The sequence below is a fragment of the Pseudotabrizicola sp. genome (genome assembly GCF_030684215.1).
Lineage (GTDB): Bacteria > Pseudomonadota > Alphaproteobacteria > Rhodobacterales > Rhodobacteraceae > Pseudotabrizicola.
In genome coordinates, this window is the sequence record NZ_JAUXOV010000063.1 from 27,579 (window position 1) to 48,700 (window position 21,122).

At 62.4% G+C, this 21,122-nt stretch carries 19 protein-coding genes and 1 riboswitch; of the genes, 16 read left to right on the forward strand and 3 right to left on the reverse strand.

Annotated elements, in window-relative coordinates; genetic code table 11:
• Nucleotides 1-228: 228 nt before the first annotated feature.
• Together Q8K08_RS12260 and Q8K08_RS12265 are read right to left on the reverse strand one after the other, a co-directional pair.
• On the reverse strand, nt 229-1,755 hold the full coding sequence (locus tag Q8K08_RS12260; RefSeq protein ID WP_305250294.1) for a cryptochrome/photolyase family protein: 1,527 nt from the start codon (nt 1,753-1,755) through the stop codon (nt 229-231).
• A complete protein-coding gene (locus Q8K08_RS12265; RefSeq protein WP_304798639.1) occupies nt 1,752-2,405 on the reverse strand; it encodes an SDR family NAD(P)-dependent oxidoreductase in 654 nt (217 codons plus the stop codon). Before Q8K08_RS12265 ends, Q8K08_RS12260 begins: the two co-directional genes overlap by 4 nt.
• A gap of 263 nt (nt 2,406-2,668) precedes the next feature.
• Nucleotides 2,669-2,780, forward strand: a riboswitch (TPP riboswitch).
• Between Q8K08_RS12265 and Q8K08_RS12270 the strand changes: the two genes are divergently transcribed.
• The 14 genes from Q8K08_RS12270 (at nt 2,770) to Q8K08_RS12335 (ending at nt 18,015) form a co-directional block, all read left to right on the forward strand.
• Nucleotides 2,770-3,378, forward strand: a complete 609-nt coding sequence (locus Q8K08_RS12270) for a YkoF family thiamine/hydroxymethylpyrimidine-binding protein (RefSeq protein ID WP_305250250.1) — start codon at nt 2,770-2,772, stop codon at nt 3,376-3,378. Its footprint overlaps the riboswitch before it by 11 nt.
• A 52-nt stretch (nt 3,379-3,430) precedes the next feature.
• Nucleotides 3,431-4,015, forward strand: coding sequence for an ECF transporter S component (locus Q8K08_RS12275; protein WP_304798644.1), 585 nt, complete (start codon nt 3,431-3,433; stop codon nt 4,013-4,015).
• Nucleotides 4,008-5,594 carry an ABC transporter ATP-binding protein gene (locus Q8K08_RS12280; protein ID WP_305250251.1) on the forward strand — a complete coding sequence of 529 codons (1,587 nt, stop codon included), beginning with the start codon at nt 4,008-4,010 and terminating at the stop codon, nt 5,592-5,594. The genes Q8K08_RS12275 and Q8K08_RS12280 overlap by 8 nt, the downstream gene beginning before the upstream one ends.
• Complete coding sequence (locus Q8K08_RS12285; RefSeq protein ID WP_305250252.1) at nt 5,588-6,316, forward strand: energy-coupling factor transporter transmembrane protein EcfT; 729 nt, start codon at nt 5,588-5,590, stop codon at nt 6,314-6,316. Before Q8K08_RS12280 ends, Q8K08_RS12285 begins: the two co-directional genes overlap by 7 nt.
• 224 nt (nt 6,317-6,540) lie before the next feature.
• A complete protein-coding gene (locus Q8K08_RS12290; RefSeq protein ID WP_305250253.1) occupies nt 6,541-8,118 on the forward strand; it encodes a 2-isopropylmalate synthase in 1,578 nt (525 codons plus the stop codon).
• A 191-nt stretch (nt 8,119-8,309) separates the two neighbouring features.
• Nucleotides 8,310-9,023 (forward strand): SGNH/GDSL hydrolase family protein, encoded by a 714-nt coding sequence (locus Q8K08_RS12295; RefSeq protein WP_304801844.1) that lies wholly within the window; start codon nt 8,310-8,312, stop codon nt 9,021-9,023.
• A gap of 284 nt (nt 9,024-9,307) precedes the next feature.
• The gene (locus tag Q8K08_RS12300) at nt 9,308-10,345 is read left to right on the forward strand and encodes a rod shape-determining protein (RefSeq protein WP_164612266.1); all 1,038 of its coding nucleotides are present in this window, start codon (nt 9,308-9,310) and stop codon (nt 10,343-10,345) included.
• Between the two features lie 76 nt (nt 10,346-10,421).
• Nucleotides 10,422-11,405: a rod shape-determining protein MreC gene (gene mreC, locus Q8K08_RS12305; RefSeq protein WP_304801848.1), complete on the forward strand. Its 984-nt coding sequence runs from the start codon at nt 10,422-10,424 to the stop codon at nt 11,403-11,405.
• The gene (locus tag Q8K08_RS12310; protein ID WP_305250254.1) at nt 11,389-11,937 is read left to right on the forward strand and encodes a rod shape-determining protein MreD; all 549 of its coding nucleotides are present in this window, start codon (nt 11,389-11,391) and stop codon (nt 11,935-11,937) included. The genes mreC and Q8K08_RS12310 overlap by 17 nt, the downstream gene beginning before the upstream one ends.
• Nucleotides 11,938-11,947: 10 nt before the next feature.
• Nucleotides 11,948-13,891, forward strand: coding sequence for a penicillin-binding protein 2 (gene mrdA / locus Q8K08_RS12315; protein ID WP_305250255.1), 1,944 nt, complete (start codon nt 11,948-11,950; stop codon nt 13,889-13,891).
• A 9-nt stretch (nt 13,892-13,900) separates the two neighbouring features.
• The gene (gene rodA / locus Q8K08_RS12320; RefSeq protein WP_304799847.1) at nt 13,901-15,040 is read left to right on the forward strand and encodes a rod shape-determining protein RodA; all 1,140 of its coding nucleotides are present in this window, start codon (nt 13,901-13,903) and stop codon (nt 15,038-15,040) included.
• A gap of 3 nt (nt 15,041-15,043) precedes the next feature.
• The gene (locus Q8K08_RS12325) at nt 15,044-15,970 is read left to right on the forward strand and encodes a glyoxylate/hydroxypyruvate reductase A (protein WP_304799849.1); all 927 of its coding nucleotides are present in this window, start codon (nt 15,044-15,046) and stop codon (nt 15,968-15,970) included.
• An 82-nt stretch (nt 15,971-16,052) separates the two neighbouring features.
• Nucleotides 16,053-16,943, forward strand: coding sequence for a DMT family transporter (locus Q8K08_RS12330; RefSeq protein ID WP_304799852.1), 891 nt, complete (start codon nt 16,053-16,055; stop codon nt 16,941-16,943).
• 67 nt (nt 16,944-17,010) lie between these two features.
• Nucleotides 17,011-18,015 (forward strand): NAD-dependent epimerase/dehydratase family protein, encoded by a 1,005-nt coding sequence (locus tag Q8K08_RS12335; protein WP_304799854.1) that lies wholly within the window; start codon nt 17,011-17,013, stop codon nt 18,013-18,015.
• 247 nt (nt 18,016-18,262) lie between these two features.
• On the opposite strand, the gene Q8K08_RS12340 is transcribed toward Q8K08_RS12335, so the two are convergent.
• Nucleotides 18,263-19,249, reverse strand: coding sequence for a D-glycerate dehydrogenase (locus Q8K08_RS12340; protein WP_304799856.1), 987 nt, complete (start codon nt 19,247-19,249; stop codon nt 18,263-18,265).
• Between the two features lie 186 nt (nt 19,250-19,435).
• Between Q8K08_RS12340 and Q8K08_RS12345 the strand changes: the two genes are divergently transcribed.
• Nucleotides 19,436-20,074 carry an SH3 domain-containing protein gene (locus tag Q8K08_RS12345; protein ID WP_305250256.1) on the forward strand — a complete coding sequence of 213 codons (639 nt, stop codon included), beginning with the start codon at nt 19,436-19,438 and terminating at the stop codon, nt 20,072-20,074.
• Between the two features lie 86 nt (nt 20,075-20,160).
• Nucleotides 20,161-21,057, forward strand: a complete 897-nt coding sequence (locus tag Q8K08_RS12350; RefSeq protein WP_304799860.1) for a cation diffusion facilitator family transporter — start codon at nt 20,161-20,163, stop codon at nt 21,055-21,057.
• Nucleotides 21,058-21,122: the final 65 nt, after the last annotated feature.

Below are 21,122 nucleotides of genomic sequence, written 5' to 3' on the forward strand. Positions count from 1 at the left end.
GCCCGCTTGGCTCCGCCGGGGGCTACGCGCCCCCGAACCCTGCGGAGTATTTGGCAAAGCAGCAAGTCAACAGCGTTGGGAATTGCTGCTTTTAAAATACTCCCGCGCGGAGCGCCTCCTGCCCCGACGCATTCCCAACGATGACGAACCGGTGTGCGATCGATGTCTGCCGTGGCAACGCCACCTTGGGGGGACTCGATGCCCCCCAAGGTGGCCCCCATTTTCAGGTCAGACCATTTTGCCCGTATCCATACGCCGCAAGAATGCCTCAGCGTCGGACAAGGTGGCTTGCTGACGCACATCGTCCATCTTGTCCCAAGTGCGGTACATTTGTGCCATGCGCGGGTTTGACGCAAAGCGGTCGCGGTGTTTCATCAGGAAGTGCCAGTACAGCGGATTGAACGGGCAGGCGTCGGGGCCGGTTTTCAGCGCCACCTTGTAGCGGCAGTCACCACAATAGTCTGACATACGGTGAATATAGGCCCCAGAGGCGGCATAGGGTTTGGACCCCAAGATCCCGCCATCCGCAAACTGGCTCATGCCGATTGTATTCGGGGCCTCTACCCATTCAAAGGCGTCGATATAGACTGAAAGATACCATTCGTGCAGCGCCTGTGGGCTGAGTCCGGCGATCAGGCCGAACAATCCGGTCACCATCAGGCGCTGTATGTGGTGTGCATAGGCGAGGTCACGGGTTTGCGCGACGGCATGCGACAGACAGGCCATGTCAGTCTTTGCGCCCCAATAGAGCGCAGGCAGTGCCCGGTCTGCGCCCAATGCGTTCTGATCGGCATAGCCGGGACCGTGCAGCATATAGATGCCGCGCACATATTCGCGCCAGCCTATGATCTGGCGGATAAAGCCTTCGACTGCGTTCAGCGGTGCCTTGCCCGCGTGATAGGCTGCCTCGGCAGCGGCGCAGACCTCATGCGCAGACAACAGGCCGATGTTGAGATAGGGCGACAACAGCGAGTGGCTGAGTGTGGGATCGTCCACAAGCATCGCATCCTGTTCATCGCCAAAGTGCTGCAAGGCGTTCTGGGTAAACCAATCCAGCGCCTCCAGCGCATTGGCGCGGGTCACGCCCCATCTGAAAGGGCGCAACCGCCCGAAGTGGTCCGGGAACTCTGCGGCGACCAGATCCAGCACCTCGGCGGTGGTCGCATCGGGGTCAAAGCGCGGCGGGCGGGGGCGGAACAGGTCGGGTTTGGCGGCCTTGCGGTTGTCGTGGTCATAGTTCCACTTCCCACCCACGGGCTGGCCGTCTTGCATCAGGAACCCGGTTTTACGTCGCATTTCACGATAGAACCATTCCATCCGGAACTGTTTGCGCCCTTCGGCCCAAGCGGCAAATTCGGAGTCCGAGCACAGGAACCGGTCATCGGGCTGTTGGGTGACGGGCAGCGGCATGTCATCCAGCGCGGTAATCAGGCGCCATTCGCCGGGACGGGTGGCAAGGACTTCCGTCGCGCCATGCTCTGCGGCACGGCGCAGAAGTTCGCCCGCTATCGTGTGGCTGTTGTCAGGATCGTCAAACCGGCTATAGGCGACGTGCCAGCCAGCCTCGCGCAACTGCGCTGCGAAATGGCGCATGGCAGACAGGATAAGGGCGATTTTCTGCGGGTGGTGAGGAACATAGGTGCCCTCGGCGCGGACCTCGGCCATGACCACCACATCGCGGGCCGGGTCGGCGGCGCGCAGGGCGCTGAGGGCGGGGGTCAGCTGATCACCAAGGATCAGGACAAGGCGTTTCACCATGGGATCGGCTTTCCTTGCCAGTCGAAGAAGCCGCCGGTGTCAGCCGGGGTCAACCGGTCCAGAACCGCCAGCAGGTTGCAGGCGGCGGTGTCGGTGGTCACGCTTGGGTGGCTGCCTGCGTATTTCGCGGTCAGCGGTGTGGCCACGGTGCCGGGATGCAGGCAGACCACAACCGCCAGCGGATGGCTGCGGGCGATTTCAATGGCGGCGGTGTGGATCAGCTGGTTCAGCGCGGCCTTTGCCGCACGGTAGCTGTGCCAGCCGCCAAGCCGGTTGTCACCGATACTGCCCACGCGGGCCGACAGGGCAGCAAAGCGCGCGGGTCTGTCCTTTGGCAACACGCGCAACGCATGTTTAAGCACCAGCGCCGGGCCAATGGCATTCAGCGCGAATTGGGCGGCCATGGCGGCGGGGTCCAGACTGCGCAGCGATTTCTCGGGTGCGGCGCCGTTCAACTCCAGTGCGCCCGTGGTGACAAGGATGCGGTCAAACATGCCCGTTAGCCCGGCCATCGCTTGGGCGATGCTGCCCTCATCCAAAAGGTCAAACCCGTTGCTGCGGCGCGACAGGCCGACCGCATCGGCTCCGCTGGCGGCAAGGATGGCAGCCCCGATTCCCCCAGAACTGCCGATCACCAACGTTCGCATCTTTTGCCCCCCCTGTCAGAGCAGGTCAGATAGGGGGAAAGCCGGGGCTGACAACCACAGGTGCGCGCATCAAGCGATGGAAAACGCGGATGAATGGTCACAGCAGGCCTTGCACAAGGCCAACCCCTGCGGCTTGGCCCCGTGCCGCAGTCCCCGGTTTGTTGCGCATAATGCGCGGGTGTATGGCTGCGAGGTCGCCTAATACGGAAACCTTGGAGGTCGCAAAAACCCTCTTGTCACGGCGATTCCATCTGCTAGCTTGCCCGCATGAACAGGGGCGCTCCGTATTGCCGGGGCTGAGATGTCGGGTGCATTCCCGCGAACCCTTTAGCTGATCTGGGTAATGCCAGCGGAGCGAGGTAAGATGTTTTCCGGCGCACAGATATCCCTATACCCAATGTCCGATGATTTCATCGACATCATCCTTGGCGCACTGTCTGCGTTGGACCCGTGGCGCGATCAGCTGCGGATTGAAACCGACGATCTGTCCACCCTGCTGGTCGGTCCGCCCGAAATTCTGTTCCCCGCCATGCGTGATCTGTTTGTCGCCGCTGCAAAGGGCGGGGTGCATTGCACGTTGCACGCCACGGTGTCGCGCGGCTGTCCGGGGGAACCGGATGACCCGATCTGCATACCGCGTGGCGGTCTGCCACCCGGTACGCCATTGGCCGACCGGATTGTCGCCGCAAGGGCCGGGGTGACGACGGCGGCGCTGACCGGGCAGGCGGTGGCGGCGCAATTCTCGCTTTATCCGCTGGGGCTTGGGCACCACATGGATGAGATTTACGGCTGCGTCGATTTCCTGAAATCGTCTGGCACCTTTGAGAGGTCGAAGAACTTTTGCACCAAGCTGCGCGGCGATGCCGGCCCGGTGTTTGAAACCCTGTCGCAGGCCTTTACCGGCTTTGGCGCCCAGGCGGGCCATGTGGCCCTTGACGTGACCTTGTCGGCGAACAGCCCCAGCAAGGTCTGACCCTGCGGCTTTCGCCGCGTTTCCTTTTAATCTGCAAGAAATGGAGCTTTCCATGCCAAATACGGCTGTCTGGACGTTGCGTGAAACCCTGATCGTGGCCGTGCTTGGTGCGGTGTTCGGGGTGCTTTATCTGGGGTGGGTGCAGGTCTGGCTTATCCTGCAGGCCATTCTTGGCGCGGTGACGATGGATGTGGTGATGGGCTTTTGGTTCATCGTGTCGATCATCGCGGCCGCCATCATCCGCAAACCCGGCGTGGCGCTGGTCTCCGAGGTGCTTGCGGCAGCGGTGCAGATCTTGCTGGGCAGCCCGGCGGGGTTGCTGCTTTTGGTCACAGGTCTGGTGCAGGGTGCCGGGGCCGAGGCGGTGTTTGCCGCAACTCGCTATCGCCGCTGGTCCTTGCCGGTGCTGATGGCCGCGGGTGTGGGGGCGGCGGTTGCGTCGTTCGCCTATACTTGGGTCCGGTTTGATTATGGCAGCCTTGCACCCGGTCTGTTGATCCTGATGTTCGTGCTGCGCTGCGCATCGGGGGCTTTGCTGGGCGGGCTGCTGGGGCATCTGATCGTCAAGGCGCTTTATCGCACCGGGGTTCTGTCGGGTCTTGCGATTGAACGCGATCTGCGAACCGCGCATGTCTGAGGCGGTAAGGTGCGAAGGGGTGGCGGTGCGCTACCTCTTTGCCACGCGCGATGCGGTGGGGCCACTGACGCTGCATGTGGCGCAAGGCGAGCGGGTGTTGCTGCTGGGGCCATCGGGCTGCGGCAAGTCCACCCTGCTGCACAGTCTGACCGGGCTGATCCCCACCGCCATTCCGGGCGATCGGCGCGGGGGGTTGCACCTGTTCGGGCAGGCGGTGGAAAGCCGCCGCCCCGCAGATTGGGCCGACCGGGTGGCAATGCTGTTTCAGGATGCAGACCAGACGCTTGCCGGGTTCACTGTAGCTGACGAAATCGCCTTTGCATTAGAAAACCGCGCGCTTTCCCCGGCTGTTATGGTGGCGCGCGTTGAAAAGGCGATGGCGCAGACAGGCTTGCCAACGGACTGGAAAGGTCGGCGAATTTCAACGCTGTCGGGCGGGCAAAAGCAGTTGGTGGCCTTGGCCGCCCTGCTGGCACAGGGGGCCGATCTGGTCGTGGCCGATGAGCCCACCGCCAGCCTTGCACCGGGGGCTGCAAAGGGGGTGGCCGATCTGCTGCTTGCGCCCGGCAAGACGGTGCTGATCGTGGATCACCGGCTGGGGCCGATCCTTGACCTGATCGACCGGGTGGTGGTGCTGGGGCGCTGCGGCAGACCGCTGGTTGAGGGGCCGCCGGGGGCGGTTTTTGCCAGCCATGGTGCCACCTTGGCAGAGCAAGGGATATGGACCCCGCTGGCCACCCGGCTGCGGCTGGCGCTGGCTGGACAAGGGGTAGAGGTGCCCGCGGTTTTGCAGGTTGGTGAATTGGTGCCACACCTGCCGCGCGGCCTGGATCTGGCCCCGATGCTGATGCCTGCGCCCTGCCCGCCCGGCCCTGAAATCCTGCGCCTGCACCAAGCCGATTGCGCGCCGCCCTTCGGACCGGTGGTGCTCCGCGATGTGTCGCTGGCTTTGCGGGCGGGCGAGGTGCTGGGCATTCTTGGCCCGAATGGGGCGGGAAAATCGACCCTTGCGGCCTGCCTTGCCGGGCTGATCCCGCCACGCAAGGGCCGCCGCGAGGGGCCTTCCGGGGCAATCGCCTTTCAAAACGCCGAAGCGCATTTCTCGGCTGACAGCGTGCAGGCCGAATGTCTGGCGATGGGGGTGCCGGGGGCAAAGGTGGCGGCGCTGCTGGCGGATTGGGGTTTGGCGCAGGTGGCGGGCCAGCATCCGTTCACCCTATCGATGGGGCAGAAACGGCGGCTGGCGCTGGCCTTGCTGACCGCAACCGACCGCTGGCCGGTGCTGGTGCTGGACGAGCCGACAGCGGGGCTGGACCATGCCGGAACCACCGGGGTTGCGCGCCATATCCGGCGGCTGGCGGCATCGGGCAAGGCGCTGGCTGTCATCACCCATGACGCCGATTTCGCGCTGTCAGTCTGTGACCGGGTTATTGTGCTGGCGCATGGCGGGGTGCAGGCCAGCGGCCCGGCGCGCGCGGTTTTGCGCGATGTCGCTCTGCTGTCGCGGGTCGGTCTGGCCCCGCCAGAGGCCGCACCCTTGCTGGACTGGATGGAAACGCAGGAGCGCATCGCATGCTGAGCCAGCTTCACCCCCTGCCAAAGATGGCGCTGTGTCTGATCTGGATTGGTGCATCGGTTCTGGTGTTTGACCTGCGCTTTCAGGTGATGACGCTTACACTGGCCTTTGGCCTGCTGTGGGGTGTCGAGCGGGTGGCGTTGTGGAAACTGCTGGCGCTGATGGTGCCGTTTGCGCTGTTTGGCTTTGGGTTTCTGACCACCTCTGTCCTGTTCAACAAAGAGTCAGGCTTTGCGCTGCAAATGGCGCAGGAACAGGCGATGACCTCACCCGATTTTTCGCCCGGTCTGGTGCTGTTCGCCCGTGCGCTGGCCTGCGGGATGGTGTCGGCGCTGTTCGCGCTGACCACCGATCCGGGGCAGTTGGTGCGGGCGTTGATGGTGCATCTGCGGCTGCCCGCATCGGTCGGCTTTGCGCTGATGCAGGCCATGCATCTGGTGCCCGATCTGGGGCGCGAGGTTCAGGTGCTGCGCATGGCACGGGCGATGCGGCTGGGCAAACCTGTGCGCCGCATGCCGGGGCCGCGCGAAGGAATGGCGGTAAGCATCCCGCTGCTGGCCTTTGCCATCCGCCGCGCCAGCCGCGCCGCTGTCGCGATGGAGGCGCGCGGGCTGCGGCCCGGCCAGCCCCGCAGCCAGATGCAGACCCAGCCCTTTCAGAAAGCGGATTGGGTTTTTCTGGGGCTGGGGGTCGCGTTCCTCGGGCTGGTGATCCGGGTGTTGTAGAACTTCTGCAGCCCGCCAATTCACCCCTTTACATTCCGGGCGCTGCGGCTATCGTCACCGCCATGACACGGGATACACATATCGCATGCTTGAACGGGGCCATTGCCCTGTCGGCCACCCGTGGTCTGCTTCTCCTTAGCTGCCTCTGAGCGTGCCCTTGGGCGCGACCGCTCAGAGTGAACAGCGCCCAAAGGACAAGCCAAGGAACATTAAGGAACAGACCGATGACCACTGCAACTGCACCGCAGGACCGCGTATTCATTTTTGACACCACATTGCGCGATGGCGAGCAAAGCCCCGGCGCCACCATGACCCACGAAGAAAAGCTGGAAATCGCCAGCCTCTTAGACGAGATGGGGGTGGATATCATCGAAGCCGGGTTTCCGATCGCATCCGAGGGCGACTTCGCGGCGGTAAGCGAGATTTCCAAGCGGTCAAAGAACTCTACCATCTGCGGGCTGGCGCGCGCGAATTTCAAGGATATCGACCGCTGCTGGGAGGCGGTGAAATTCGCGCCCTCGCCGCGGATTCACACCTTTATCGGCACCTCGCCGCTGCACCGGGCCATTCCCAATCTGGATATGGACCAGATGGCAGAGCGCATCCACGAGACAGTGACGCATGCCCGCAACCTGTGTGACAATGTGCAATGGTCGCCCATGGACGCGACGCGCACCGAACATGACTACCTGTGCCGTGTGGTGGAAATCGCGATCAAGGCGGGTGCCACCACGATCAACATTCCTGACACTGTGGGCTATACCGCCCCGCGCGAAAGTGCGGCGCTGATCCGTATGCTGCTGGAACGTGTGCCGGGGGCGGATGAGATCATTTTTGCCACCCATTGCCACAATGATCTGGGCATGGCGACGGCGAACTCTCTGGCCGCGGTTGAGGCTGGCGCGCGCCAGATCGAGTGCACGATCAACGGTCTGGGCGAGCGGGCGGGCAATACCGCGCTGGAAGAAGTCGTGATGGCGATGAAGGTCAGGAATGACATCATGCCATATAGCACCGGGATTGATACCACCAAGATCATGAACCTGTCGCGCCGGGTGGCAAGCGTGTCCGGCTTTCAGGTGCAGTTCAACAAGGCGATTGTCGGCAAGAACGCGTTCCTGCACGAGAGCGGCATCCATCAGGATGGCGTGCTGAAGAATGTGGAAACGTTTGAGATCATGCGCCCCGAGGATATCGGGTTGGTGCAAAAGAACATCGCCATGGGCAAACACTCGGGCCGGGCGGCGCTGCGGGCCAAGCTGAAAGAGCTGGGGGTAGAGCTGGCCGACAACCAGTTGAACGACGTGTTCGTGCGGTTCAAGGCTTTGGCCGACCGCAAGAAAGAGGTCTACGATGAGGATCTGGTCGCCTTGGTGGCCGATGAGCAGACCAATGACGCGCATGAGTTTTTGCAGCTGAAAAAGCTGCGGGTGATCTGCGGCACCGAAGGCCCGCAAGAGGCAGATATGGTGCTGACCATTGACGGCACGGACCACCACATTGATGCCACGGGCGATGGCCCGGTAGATGCCGCCTTCAACTGCGTGAAGATGCTGTTCCCACACAGCGCCCGGCTGGAGGTCTATCAGGTGCATGCCGTGACCGAGGGCACCGATGCGCAGGCCACGGTGTCGGTGCGTCTGCAAGAAGATGGGCGGATCGTCACCGGGGCGTCAGCCGATACCGATACGATCGTGGCCAGCACGCGGGCCTATATCAATGCGCTGAACAAGCTGATCGTACGGCGGCAGAAAACCGCGCCGGGGACCGATACCAAAACGGTCAGCTATCACGGCAAATGACCCATAATCCCGGCTCTGGTTTTGACAGGGCCGGGGCCTTGGGCGCCGTTGGATTTTGAGTATTTTTGCCAAGATGAAAGCCGGGACACTTGCCCGCCTTGAAGCGCGTCACTCTGTTGGCCAATGCCTGCCACCTTATCGCCTAGGTTGAGTGGCTCTGAGGGGTGTTGAGAGAACATAGCAGGCATATCATGATTCGAATTACTCTTGGGATGCTGGCGCTGGCGCTGCTGTTTGGGTGCGGTGAACCTGTGGCGCAAAGCAAGGGTGCGCGGGTTCTGGTCCTGGGCGATTCGATGTTTGCAACCAACCGCGCCAACAACAAAGCCGTTGCCGATGTACTGGAGGCCGAATTGGGCGTCGAGGTACTGGACCGGTCGGTATTTGCTGCACGCTATTTTCATGCCCTGCCAATCTCGGGCGCAGCAGGGTTGCGGCTGACCTCGCAATACCGCGAAGGCGATTGGGATTGGGTTGTGATGAACGGCGGCGGCAATGATCTGCTGCTTGGGTGCGGATGCTCTCTGTGCCAAGGGGTTTTGGACCGGCTGGTGACAAAGGACGGGCGCGGCGGCGCGATTCCGTCTTATGTGGCGCGCATCCGGACCAGTGGGGCACGGGTGATTTATGCGGGCTATCTGCGCAACCCGGGAATGGGCACGCCGATCAAGCATTGCGGCCCGGCGGGCAATGAGCTGGACCGCCGCTTGACTCTGATGGCCGGGTTCGATGCGGGTGTAACCTTTGTGCCGATGGCCGATCTGGTGCCGTACCGCGACACAAGCTTTCACGGGCTGGACCGGATCCACCCGTCATTCAAGGGCAGCGAAGGCATTGGCAAGCGCCTTGCGGCTGTCATGAAACCGGTTCCGAAACAGGGTGTGCCTGCCGCCCGGCGTCGGTGATTCGGGCGGGTTTGGCTGCGCGGATGCGATCAAAGGCGCAGGGCCGGTCGCGCAGGCCGGGCCGCGCTGATCCGGGGTGATTGCAAAGATGCAACTCATGGACCATTCAGGCGCAGATTGACCCTGCAAAGATTGTAATTTGACAAGTCTTAGTAGGTCACAGCGGATTGACGCCCGGTCGATCCTTTGCCCTTTCGCCTGTTTCCCCTGAGCCTTATATGAAAGCGCCCCCTTCGGTTTTGTGAGTCGACGGGTTTGTGACGTATAAAAAGGACACCAAAGGCATGTCGATACTCTCTGGTCTGTTTTCGTCTGATATGGCGATCGACCTCGGCACGGCGAATACGCTGGTCTATATCCGCGGCAAGGGTATCGTGCTGAATGAGCCGTCGGTGGTGGCCTATCACTCCAAGGATGGGAAAAAGCAGGTGTTGGCGGTGGGCGAGGATGCCAAGCTGATGCTGGGCCGCACACCGGGCAGCATCGAGGCCATTCGCCCGATGCGTGACGGGGTCATCGCCGACTTTGAGGCGGCGGAGGAAATGATCAAGCATTTCATCCGCAAGGTTCACAAGCGCACGACATTTTCCAAGCCCAAGATTATCGTCTGCGTGCCGCATGGCGCAACCCCGGTGGAAAAGCGCGCGATCCGGCAGTCGGTGCTGTCGGCGGGCGCGCGCCGTGCCGGGCTGATTGCCGAACCGATTGCGGCAGCGATTGGCGCGGGTATGCCGATCACCGATCCCACCGGCAACATGGTGGTGGATATCGGCGGCGGCACGACAGAGGTGGCGGTGCTGTCCTTGGGCGATATCGTTTATGCGCGGTCTGTGCGGGTGGGCGGCGACCGGATGGATGAGGCGATCATCAATTATCTGCGCCGTCACCAGAACCTGCTGATCGGGGAATCGACCGCTGAGCGGATCAAGACCAGCATCGGCACCGCGCGGATGCCTGATGACGGGCGGGGCGCAAGCATGACCATTCGCGGACGTGACCTTCTGAACGGTGTACCAAAGGAAACCGAGATCAATCAGGCGCAAGTTGCCGAGGCGCTGGCTGAACCTGTGCAGCAAATCTGCGATGCCGTGATGCAGGCGCTGGAGGCGACACCGCCCGATCTGGCAGCGGATATCGTAGACAGGGGCGTGATGCTGACCGGTGGCGGCGCCCTGCTTGGCGATCTGGACCTTTCGTTGCGCGAACAGACAGGGCTGTCGATTTCGGTCGCGAACGAGTCACTCAATTGTGTGGCGCTTGGCACCGGCAAGGCGTTGGAATACGAAAAGCAACTGCGTCATGTGATTGATTACGACAGCTGATCCGGGTCTGATGGCCGGGGTTTGAGTGAAGCGGCCCGTCTGGGCCGGGCGTAAGGATTGGACATAGCAAACCGGCATGGCAAAGACGCGGACAGACCCAGAAGAATTTTCGCGCCCTTTGCGTCGGGTGCTGGTGGGGTTGCTGGTGCTGGCCCTTCTAGGTCTGTTTTTGCTATGGCGGATCGACAGCCCGCGAGTGGAGCGGTTTCGCGCTGCTCTGATCGACCGGGTGGTGCCATCGTTTGACTGGGCGATGACCCCGATCACCAAGACCGCCGAAATGATCGAACAGTTCCAAAGCTATGCCAGCCTTCATGCGCAAAATCAGGATTTGCGGCGTGAATTGCAGCAGATGAAAGCGTGGAAAGAAGCGGCATTGCAGCTGGAACAGCAAAATGCCCGCCTGCTGGACCTGAACCAAGTGCGGCTTGACCCAAAGCTGACTCATGTTACGGGGCAGGTTCTGGCCGACAGCGGCAGTCCGTTCCGGCAATCGGTGCTGATCAACGTGGGCGCGCGCGATGGCATTCTGGATGGCTGGGCCACGATGGATGGCATCGGTGTGGTGGGCCGCATTTCCGGCGTGGGAGAGCGGACGGCGCGGGTGATCCTGCTGACCGACACCAACAGCCGGATTCCGGTAACGGTGCAGCCTTCGGGACAAAAGGGCCTGCTGTCTGGCGACAACACCGCCCTGCCCCCGCTGGAGTTTCTGGAAAAATCTGATGAGGTGCGCCCCGGTGACCGTGTGGTCAGTTCCGGTGATGGCGGCATGTTCCCGGCCGGTTTGCTGGTGGGGCAGGTCGTTCTGGGCAATGACCGGCGGTTGCGTGTCAGCCTTAGCGCTGACTATCAACGGCTGGAGTTTTTGCGCGTGCTGCGCAGCCATCAGCTGACACCGATCACCGATGCAGGCGCACTGGTCACGCCACCATTGTTGCCAGACGGCCCGGATATCAGCGGCGCGCTGAACACTGACGTACTGCCCACCCGTGGCAACCAGCCCGAGGCAGAGCCGGCAGCGGATGCCAGCACGGAAACGGATGGCAGCGGTGGGTGACGCGTGGCGGTCCAGCGCATGGTTCTATCGCGGGCTTTTTGTCGGGATCGCGCTGCTGTTGCTGTATCTTCGGCTGTTGCCGCTGGGATCCGAGGCCGGGGATTGGCCGGGGCCGGACCTGTTGCTGTGCCTGATCTTTGCCTGGGCCACGCGCCGCCCGGACTATCTGCCGGTGTGGTTGCTGGCCGGGGTGCTGCTGCTGGAAGATATGGTGCTGCTGCGCCCACCGGGGCTGTGGACCGCGCTGGTGGTGATTGCGGTGGAATTTGTGCGCAGCCGGGTGGCGCTGACGCGTGAGCTGACGCTTTTGGCCGAATGGGCCATGGTGGCGGGGCTGATGATCGGCTGTTTGCTGGCGTATCGGCTGGTCTTCACGCTATCGTTCCTGCCGCAACCCGGATTTGGCTTTGCCCTGATGCAGGTTTTGTGGTCGATCCTGTGCTACCCTGTCGTTGTAGGGGCCAGCCATCTGGCCTTTGACCTGCGCAAGCCCGCCACGGGCGAAGTGGACAATTACGGACGCCGTTTGTGAGGGGCAAGACGTGAGACGCAGCCCGAAGGAAACCGAAGACTCTGCCGGCGTCACCCATCGACGCGCGCTGCTGATGGGCGGCGCCATGACGGCGATGTTCGCCGTTCTTGGCGCGCGGATGCACTATCTGTCGGTGGATCAGGCCGATCAGTTCAAGCTGCTGGCCGAAGAAAACCGCATCTCGATCCGGCTTATCCCGCCTGCGCGTGGGCTGATCCATGACCGCAATGGCAAGGTTCTGGCCGGGAATGAGCAAAACTACCGGGTGGTGATCACCCGCGAAGATGCGGGCGATGTCGATGCGGTGTTGTCAAAGCTGGCCCATATCATCCCGCTGACCGCCGATGATCTGGACCGCACGGCCAAAGAGATGAAGCGCACCAGCCCGTTTGCGCCGATCACGGTCGCAGACCGGCTAAGCTGGGAAGATCTGTCCAAGATTGCGCTGAACGCGCCGTCCCTGCCCGGTGTATCGCCCGAGGTGGGTCTAAGCCGCCAATATCCGCGCGACACCGATTTTGCGCATGTGCTGGGCTATGTCGGCCCGGTGTCAGAGCGCGACCTTGCCGATCTGGACCAGCCCGACCCGTTGCTGCGCATTCCCAAGTTTCAGATCGGCAAGATCGGGGTGGAACGCTGGCTGGAAAACAACTTGCGCGGCCGTGCCGGCACCCGTCGGATCGAGGTCAACGCTGTGGGCCGCGTCATGCGCGAGCTGGAGCGTGAAGAAGGCGACCCCGGTTCCGATGTGCGGCTGACAATTGATGCCGATGTGCAGAATTTCGTGCAGGCACGGCTGGGCGACGAGTCTGCGGCGGCGGTGGTAATGGATGTGAACAATGGCGATATCATCGCGATTGTATCGTCGCCGTCCTTTGACCCCAACCTGTTCGTGCGCGGGATCAGTCACACCGATTACAACGACCTGATGGAAAATGACCACCGCCCACTGGCGAACAAGACGGTTCAGGGCGTTTATCCTCCGGGGTCCACATTCAAGATGATCACCGCGCTGGCCGCGCTGGAGGCCGGGGTGATCAACGTGAACACCTCTGTGCGCTGCCCCGGCCACCTGGAATTTGGCGGGCGGCGCTTTCACTGCTGGAAACGCGCCGGGCACGGATCGGTCAATCTGGAAAAGTCGCTCGCCGAAAGCTGTGACGTTTATTACTACGACATCGCGCAGCGGGTCGGGATCGAAAAGATCGCAGAAATGGGCAAGCGGTTTGGTCTGGGCATCCGGCACGATATTCCGATGTCGGCCATTGCTGATGGGATCATGCCGAACCGCGCGTGGAAACAGGAAAGGCACAAGCAGGATTGGCGCATCGGCGACACGATCAACGCCAGTATCGGTCAGGGCTATGTGCTGACCTCGCCCCTGCAACTGGCCGTGATGACCGCACGGATCGCCACCGGCCGGGCCGTTGTACCGCGGCTTGTCAAATCGGTCGATGGCAAGGATGTGCCGGTCGAGGAAGCGCCAAGCATCGGCATCTCAGACGAAATCCTGCGCAAGATCCGGTCTGGCATGTATGCGGTGATGAACGGCGACCGTGGCACCGCCACGTCATCGCGGATCGTGGATGACACGATGGTCTGGGCGGGCAAGACCGGCACCTCTCAGGTGCGAAACATCACCGCCGCCGAGCGGGCGCGCGGGGTGATTTCCAACGACCAGTTGCCGTGGAACCGCCGCGACCATGCGCTGTTCGTTGGGTACGCACCCTACACCAACCCGCGCTATGCGGTGTCGGTTGTGGTCGAACATGGTGGCGGCGGGTCTACCGCGGCGGCCCCCGTCGCACGCGACGCCATTCTGAGCGCGCTGAGCGGAGGGGTGCCGCCTCTGTCGGCCTATCCCGCAAGCCAGCGCAACCGGATTGAATCTATGCTGGAAAAACTGCCCCTGCGCGATGCCGACGGGCGCGTGCCGGGAACAAGCCGGGCGTAAGGTGCGGACATGAGTTTTCTGGAATACCGCGTCAAGTTTGTGCCCACCGGCCTGCGCAAGGTGCTGCACCTGAACTGGCCGCTGATCGTGCTGGTGACGGCCGTCTCTGCGGTGGGTTGGCTGGCGCTTTACTCCATCGCAGGCGGGCGCATGGATGTCTGGGCCGGGCGGCAGATGCAGGTCTTTGCGCTTGGCGTCGTCTTGATGTTCTTCATCGCCTTTGTGCCGATCTGGTTCTGGCGCAATATGTCGCTGATTGCCTATTTTGTTTCAGTCGCCCTGCTGTTGGTGGTCGAGTTTTTCGGCACCATGGGCATGGGCGCGCAACGCTGGATAGAGGTCGGCGGTATGCGCCTGCAACCGTCAGAGTTGATGAAGGTCACGTTGGTGATGATGCTGGCCGCGTATTACGACTGGCTGGACGTCAAAAAGACCTCTCGCCTGTTCTGGGTGCTCATCCCCGTGGTGCTCACCGCCATTCCCACCGTGTTGGTGCTGATGCAGCCCAACCTTGGCACTGCGCTGATCCTGTTGATGATCGGCGGCACGGTGATGCTTCTGGCCGGGGTAAGCTGGTGGTATTTCGCGGTGGTGGCGTCTGGCATCGGGGGCACGATCTGGGCCGTGATGACCAGCCGCGGTACAGATTGGCAGTTGCTGCATGAATATCAGTTCCGCCGCATCGACACCTTTCTGGACCCGACCTCTGATCCCTTGGGCGCGGGCTACAACATCATTCAGGCGCAGATCGCCCTTGGGTCTGGTGGGTGGAGCGGCAAGGGCTTCATGCAAGGCACCCAAAGCCGGCTGAACTTTCTGCCCGAAAAGCACACCGACTTTATCTTTACCACGCTGGGAGAAGAGTTCGGCTTTGTCGGCGTGTTCAGCCTGTTGGTGCTGTATGGGCTGATCCTGTTGTTCTGCTATGTCTCGGCCATGCAGAACAAGGACCGATTTTCGCTGTTGCTGATCCTTGGAATCGCTGCAAACTTTTTCTTTTATCTGGCGATCAATCTGGCAATGGTGATGGGGCTGGCCCCGGTGGTGGGCATCCCGCTGCCGTTTCTGTCTTATGGCGGGTCGGCGATGCTGGTGCTGCTGGTGGCCTTTGGCCTGATCCAAAGCGCCCATGTTCACAGACCGAGGTAGACAATGCTGACTGTCCTGTTCGCCGCCCCAGACCTGTGGGACGAATACCGCGATGTACTGCCAAAAGCGCTGGCACAGGCCGGACTTGATGCGCAACTGGTGCGCGAGGCGCCGCCAGAAACGGTCGATTACATCATCTACGCCCCCAGCGCGCCGTTGCAGGATTTCACGCCGTTCACGCGGGCCAAGGCCGTGCTGTCGCTGTGGGCCGGGGTCGAGCGGATTGTCGGCAATGCCACGCTGACCCAGCCTTTGTGCCGGATGGTGGACCCGTCCCTGACCGAAAGCATGGTCGAATGGGTGGTGGGCCACACGCTGCGGCACCACCTGGGGATGGACGCGCATATCGTGAACCCGGATCACAACTGGACCCCGGTGGTGCCACCGCTGGCGCGCAATCGGCCTGTCACAGTGCTGGGCTTGGGGGCGCTTGGGTCGGCTTGCGCAACTGCACTGACGGGCCTGAACTTTCCGGTAACAGGCTGGAGCCGGACGGCCAGGGACGTGCCGGGCGTGCGGTGCCTGTCGGGGGGGGATGGCTTGCGCGCCGCCTTGACCGGCGCTCAGATCGTGGTGACGCTGCTGCCGCGCACGCCAGATACGGAAAATACCCTGAACGCGGAAACGCTGGCGCTGCCCGCACGCGGGGCGGTTGTGCTGAACCCAGGCCGTGGGCCGCTGATCGACGATGAAGCACTGCTGGCTGCGCTGAACACGGGCCAGATCGGCCATGCCACGCTGGATGTGTTCCGGGTAGAACCCCTGCCCGCCGCGCATGCCTTCTGGGCGCATCCACGCGTGACCGTCACCCCGCATATCGCCGCCGATACCCGCGCGGAAAGCGCTTCGGGGGTGATTGCCGAAAACATCCGCCGGGCAGAAGCAGGGGCGCCGCTGCTGCATCTGGTCAATCGCCGCACCGGTTACTAACGGCGACGCCCCCCACGTCGCGGATAGAACAGACGCCCCAGCCCTGCCGGTCTTTGATCCTCGCAAGCGACAGGGGGCGGATATGCCATATGGAACAGGTGTAAAACTGGTGCTGCTGGCAGCGCTGCTGTGGTCGCTGAACGGACTGCTGATCCGGCAGATTGATCAGGCGGGCACATGGGCCGTGCTGTTCTGGCGTTCTGCCGGAATGATCCCGGTGCTGCTGGCGGTGATTGCGTGGCGGTCGGGCGGCGTGGTGGCACCGCTGCGCCGGGTCGGATGGTCGGGGCTGATCGGCGGGCTTGGCCTTGTGCTGGCCTTTGGCGGCGCTATCTTTGCCTTTCAGGCGACAACGGTGGCCAATGCGGTGTTCCTGTTTTCCGCCTCGCCGTTTCTGGCCGCGATCCTTGGCTGGCTGATCTTGCGCGAATCCGTGCGCCCGGCGACATGGGCCGCAATTGCGCTGGCCGGGGTGGGCATGTTCGTGATGGTGCGCGAAGGGCTTGCAGCGGGGGCGATGGCGGGCAATGTCGCCGCACTTGTGTCGGCACTGGGGTTTGCCAGCTTTACCATCGCTCTGCGCTGGGGCCGCTTGGCCGACATGCTGCCTGCCGTGGTGCTGGGCGGTCTGCTTTCCATGCTGGCGGCGGCAGCGGTTCTGGCCGTGCAGGGTCAGGCGCTTTGGGTGCCCGCCCGCGATATAGCAATATCGCTGGCAATGGGCGCAGTCATTCTGGCGACCGGGATGGCACTTTACACCGCAGGCAGCCGGGTGATTCCGGCAGCAGAGCTGACACTGCTGTCGATGGTCGAGGTGCTGCTCGCCCCGGTCTGGGTGTTTCTGGCATTGGGCGAAACCGCCTCACGCGGGACCTTTGCCGGGGGCGCTGTTCTGATGGCGGCGGTGGCGCTCAACGCGCTGTCAGGCGCCCGTCAGATGCGCCGCGGGCCCGTGCTTGGCGTCGGACGCTGACGCACGGCCCCTTTACCACACACCCCCAAAGCCGCTAAGCAACTCAGAACAGGGTTTGGGGACGATTATGACAGACAAGGTTCTGATCACAGGCGCGGCCGGGTTCATCGGTTTTCATCTGGCCCGCCGCCTGCTTGCGGATGGTTGGCATGTGACCGGTTTTGACGGCATGACCAACTATTACGACCCGGCGCTGAAACAGGCGCGGCTGGATATTCTGCAAGCCCAGCAGGGATTTGCCTTTGAACTCGGCATGCTGGAAGACCCCGGCCGCCTGACCACCCTTGCCGAAGCCCTGCGCCCCGATGTGATCATCCACCTCGCGGCACAGGCCGGGGTGCGCTATTCCATCGATGAGCCGCGGTCCTATGTGCAGTCAAACCTGATCGGCACACATGAGGTGCTCGAAGCCGCAAGGGCGCATCCGCCAAAGCATCTGTTGATGGCATCCACCTCGTCAGCCTACGGCGCCAATACCATGATGCCCTATGCCGAGACAGATCAGGCCACCCATCCGATGAGCTTTTATGCCGCGACCAAAATCGCCAATGAGGCAATGGCCCACAGCTATGCCCATCTTTTCGGCCTGCCGACCACGATGTTCCGGTTTTTCACGGTCTATGGACCCTGGGGCCGCCCGGACATGGCGCTGTTCAAATTCACCAAAGCGATTCTGAACGGTGACCCGATTGACGTCTACAACCACGGCAATATGCAACGCGATTTCACCTATGTCGAAGATCTGGTCGAAGGGATCAGCCGACTGATCGCTGCTGCGCCCGGAACCGCAAAGGCCGGACCCAGCGACAGCCTGTCCCCTGTCGCTCCGTTCCGTGTGGTCAATATCGGCAATGGTGCACCCGAACAGCTGACCGATTTCATCAAGGCGATTGAAGCAGCCACGGGACGCGAGGCACGCCAGAACCTGTTACCGATGCAACCCGGCGACGTGCCCGCCACATGGGCCGATGCGACGCTGATCAACGCATTGGTCGGCCCCCTGCCCCGCACCGATATTCGCAACGGGGTCGCCCGGTTTGTCGACTGGTATCGCGGCTGGAACGCTAGATAAGCGGAGCGGCTACGCCGCATTTTTTGGTCTCGGCTTTGGCCTGCGGCCAACCGCCTCGGATTATGCGCTCCGCGCGGGAGTATTTGCCAAGCAGCAAACCATCTAAAAATTGCTGCTTTGCAAATACTCTGGGGTGAGCCGCCATTCTTTGGGCGGCGAGGGGCAACGCCCCTCTGCCCGAGGCGGTTGGCCGTAGGCCAGAGCCGAGAGATAAACACCGCGGCGCAGCCGCTCTATTTTTTACCCGTCAAAGTTGGCCTGGCACCACTTGGTCAGGCGGACGGTGTCCGTCGGCAAAGGTCTTGATATTGATAATGACCTTTTCGCCCATTTCGATCCGGCCTTCCAGCGTGGCACTGCCCATATGGGGCAACAGTACTACATTGGGCAATTCGCGCAGGCGCGGATTCACCTCGTGGCCATGTTCGAACACATCAAGCCCAGCGCCGCCCAGTTCCCCGGCGCGCAGGCCGCGGGTCAGGGCGTTTTCGTCTATCACCTCGCCGCGTGAGGTGTTCACAATCACCGCCGTTGGTTTCATCAGCTTTAGCCGTCGCGCGTTCATCAGGTGATAGGTCGAGGGCGTATGCGGGCAGTTGATGGACACGATGTCCATGCGGCTGACCATCTGGTCTAGACTCTCCCACCATGTGGCATCCAGATCGGCCTCTATCTCCGGGCGCAGGCGTTTACGGTTGTTGTAATGCACCTGCATGCCAAAGGCGCGGGCGCGGCGTGCGACAGCCTGACCGATCCGGCCCATGCCGAGGATGCCCAGCCGCTTGCCACCAAGTCGCCCACCCATAAAGGCGGTTGGGGCCCATCCCTGCCATTCGCCGGCTTGCATCACCGACAGGCCTTCGGGAATACGGCGGGTGACGGCCATGATCAGGGCAAGGGTCATATCGGCGGTGTCTTCGGTGACCACGCCAGGTGTGTTTGAGACCAGTATTCCGCGTTGGCGGGCGGTGGCTACGTCGATGTGGTCTACCCCTGCGCCATAATTGGCAATCAGTTTCAGCTTCTCACCGGCCTGTCCTATCAGGCCCGCATCAATCTGATCTGTCACACAAGGCACCAGCACATCGGCGCGGCGCATCGCATTTGCCAGCTCGTCGCGCGACATTTTGGTGTCGGGGTCGCGCAGGTCGACATCGAACAATTCCTTCATCCGGGTTTCCACCGGTTCGGGCAACCGTCGCGTGACTACAACACTCAGCCGTTGTGCGGGCATCATAGGTCTCCGTGGGCTTGATCTTGGCACTTGCCTGAGGGCAAAGTGACGGTAACCGGGACGGGGCACAAGACCCTAAGCGATCAAGCCCGGAAAGTTGAGCATATGCAGCTCTTTGCCGGGCTGTGCGATGGGCAGAACCAAGAGACCGGGGGCACACCCGGCCACAGGCGGATGGTGAAGACTATGCTGAAAGGATTGGTTATGGGCGTTGCACTGGTGGCTTGGGCAAGCCCCTTGCTGTCGGATGTTGTCCGGCCGAAACCGCGCCCCGTGTTGGTATCCGCCCCGGCTGCAACAGAGGCACCAGCACCGCAGACGCCCACCCCGGCGTTGCTTCCGCTTGGCCCGCCAGCCCCGCGGGCGACCGCCCCGGTGGCAGAGCCGCGCGATCCGAACAAAGGTGCCGTCACCAACCTGCCCTTGCCGCGTTATGTCTCGTTGAAATCAAGTGAGGGCAATGCCCGGCGCGGACCGGGGTTGTCGCATCGCATCGACTGGGTGTTCACACGGGTCGGGATGCCGTTGAAAATCACCGCAGAACATGGCCATTGGCGGCGCGTTGAAGATGCCGAGGGCATCGGCGGCTGGGTGCATTACGCGCTGCTGTCGGGAGTGCGTTCGGTGATGGTGGCGGATGACATCGCAACATTTTACAGCCGGGCCGATACCGCGTCTTTGGCAGCATTTCAAGCCGAGCGCGGCGTGGTCGCGCGGGTGATCGGGTGCAAGGCTGGCTGGTGCCGGGTGTCGGCGAACGGGCAGAAAGGCTGGAGCCCGGTCAGCAGTCTTTGGGGCGTGACCGAGGATGAGGTCATCGACTGACAGAGCTGCGCTTTGGGGTCATTCAGCTTGCCATTGACCTTGTCTGTGCGGTAACGCATCCCCTCTGACAAGCACTGGGGGCTGAGATGGCATCCGAACAAACGCGGCTGAATCTGTCGGCGGGGATTGCCTCGGTCTGTGTGGCCTCGGTTCTGGTAATGCTGAAGCTTTGGGCGCTGGGGCAGACCGGGTCTTTGTCTGTGGCGGCATCGCTGGCCGACAGTGCTATGGATCTGATGGTCAGCCTGATGGCGATGGCGGCAATATTTTATGCTGCAAAACCAGCGGATGAGGACCACGCTTTCGGTCATACCTCGGCAGAAGATCTGGCCTCGTTGGGGCAAGCGCTGTTCATTTTGGTTTCAGCCGGGGTGATCGGTGTGGCGGCTGTGCAACGTCTGCTGGCGCCGGTGCCTGAAACGCTGTCCCGGGAAGGTGTCGGCATGGGGGTGATGGCGGTGTCGATCCTGCTGACCTTGGGGCTGGTGCTGTGGCAGGGGCGCGTCGCAAAGCGGACCGGCAACAAGGTGGTGGCCGCGGACCGGCTGCACTATCTGGGTGACCTGCTGCCGAATATCGGCGCGATAGCCTCGCTTTGGGCGTCAAGCGCCTTTGGGCTGACTTCGGTGGATTCGGTCGTGGCACTGGCAGCGGCGGGAATGCTGGCCTTGGGCGCGATGCGGATCGGGCGCGATGCTTTCAATGCATTGATGGACAGACGGGCCGACCCGGTTGTAATTTCCGGGATCGAGTCCATCGCCCGCGACTGGCCGGGGGTGAAGGGCTATCACGACATCAAGACGCGGACTGCGGGCAGCCGGATTTTTGTGCAGATCCACATCGAACTGGATGGCGGCCAACCGCTGCGCGAGGCGCATGCAATTGGGGCCGGGTTGCGCCGGGCGATCCTCAAGGCCTATCCGCAGGCCGATGTGATTGTACACAAGGACGTTGCCAACGACCCTGGCCCCAAAAAGCACTAGGCGCCCTCCCGCCCTGTTTTAGAGGTTCCGTTTAATCAGGGCTTGGAATGTCCTAGCATGTCGTT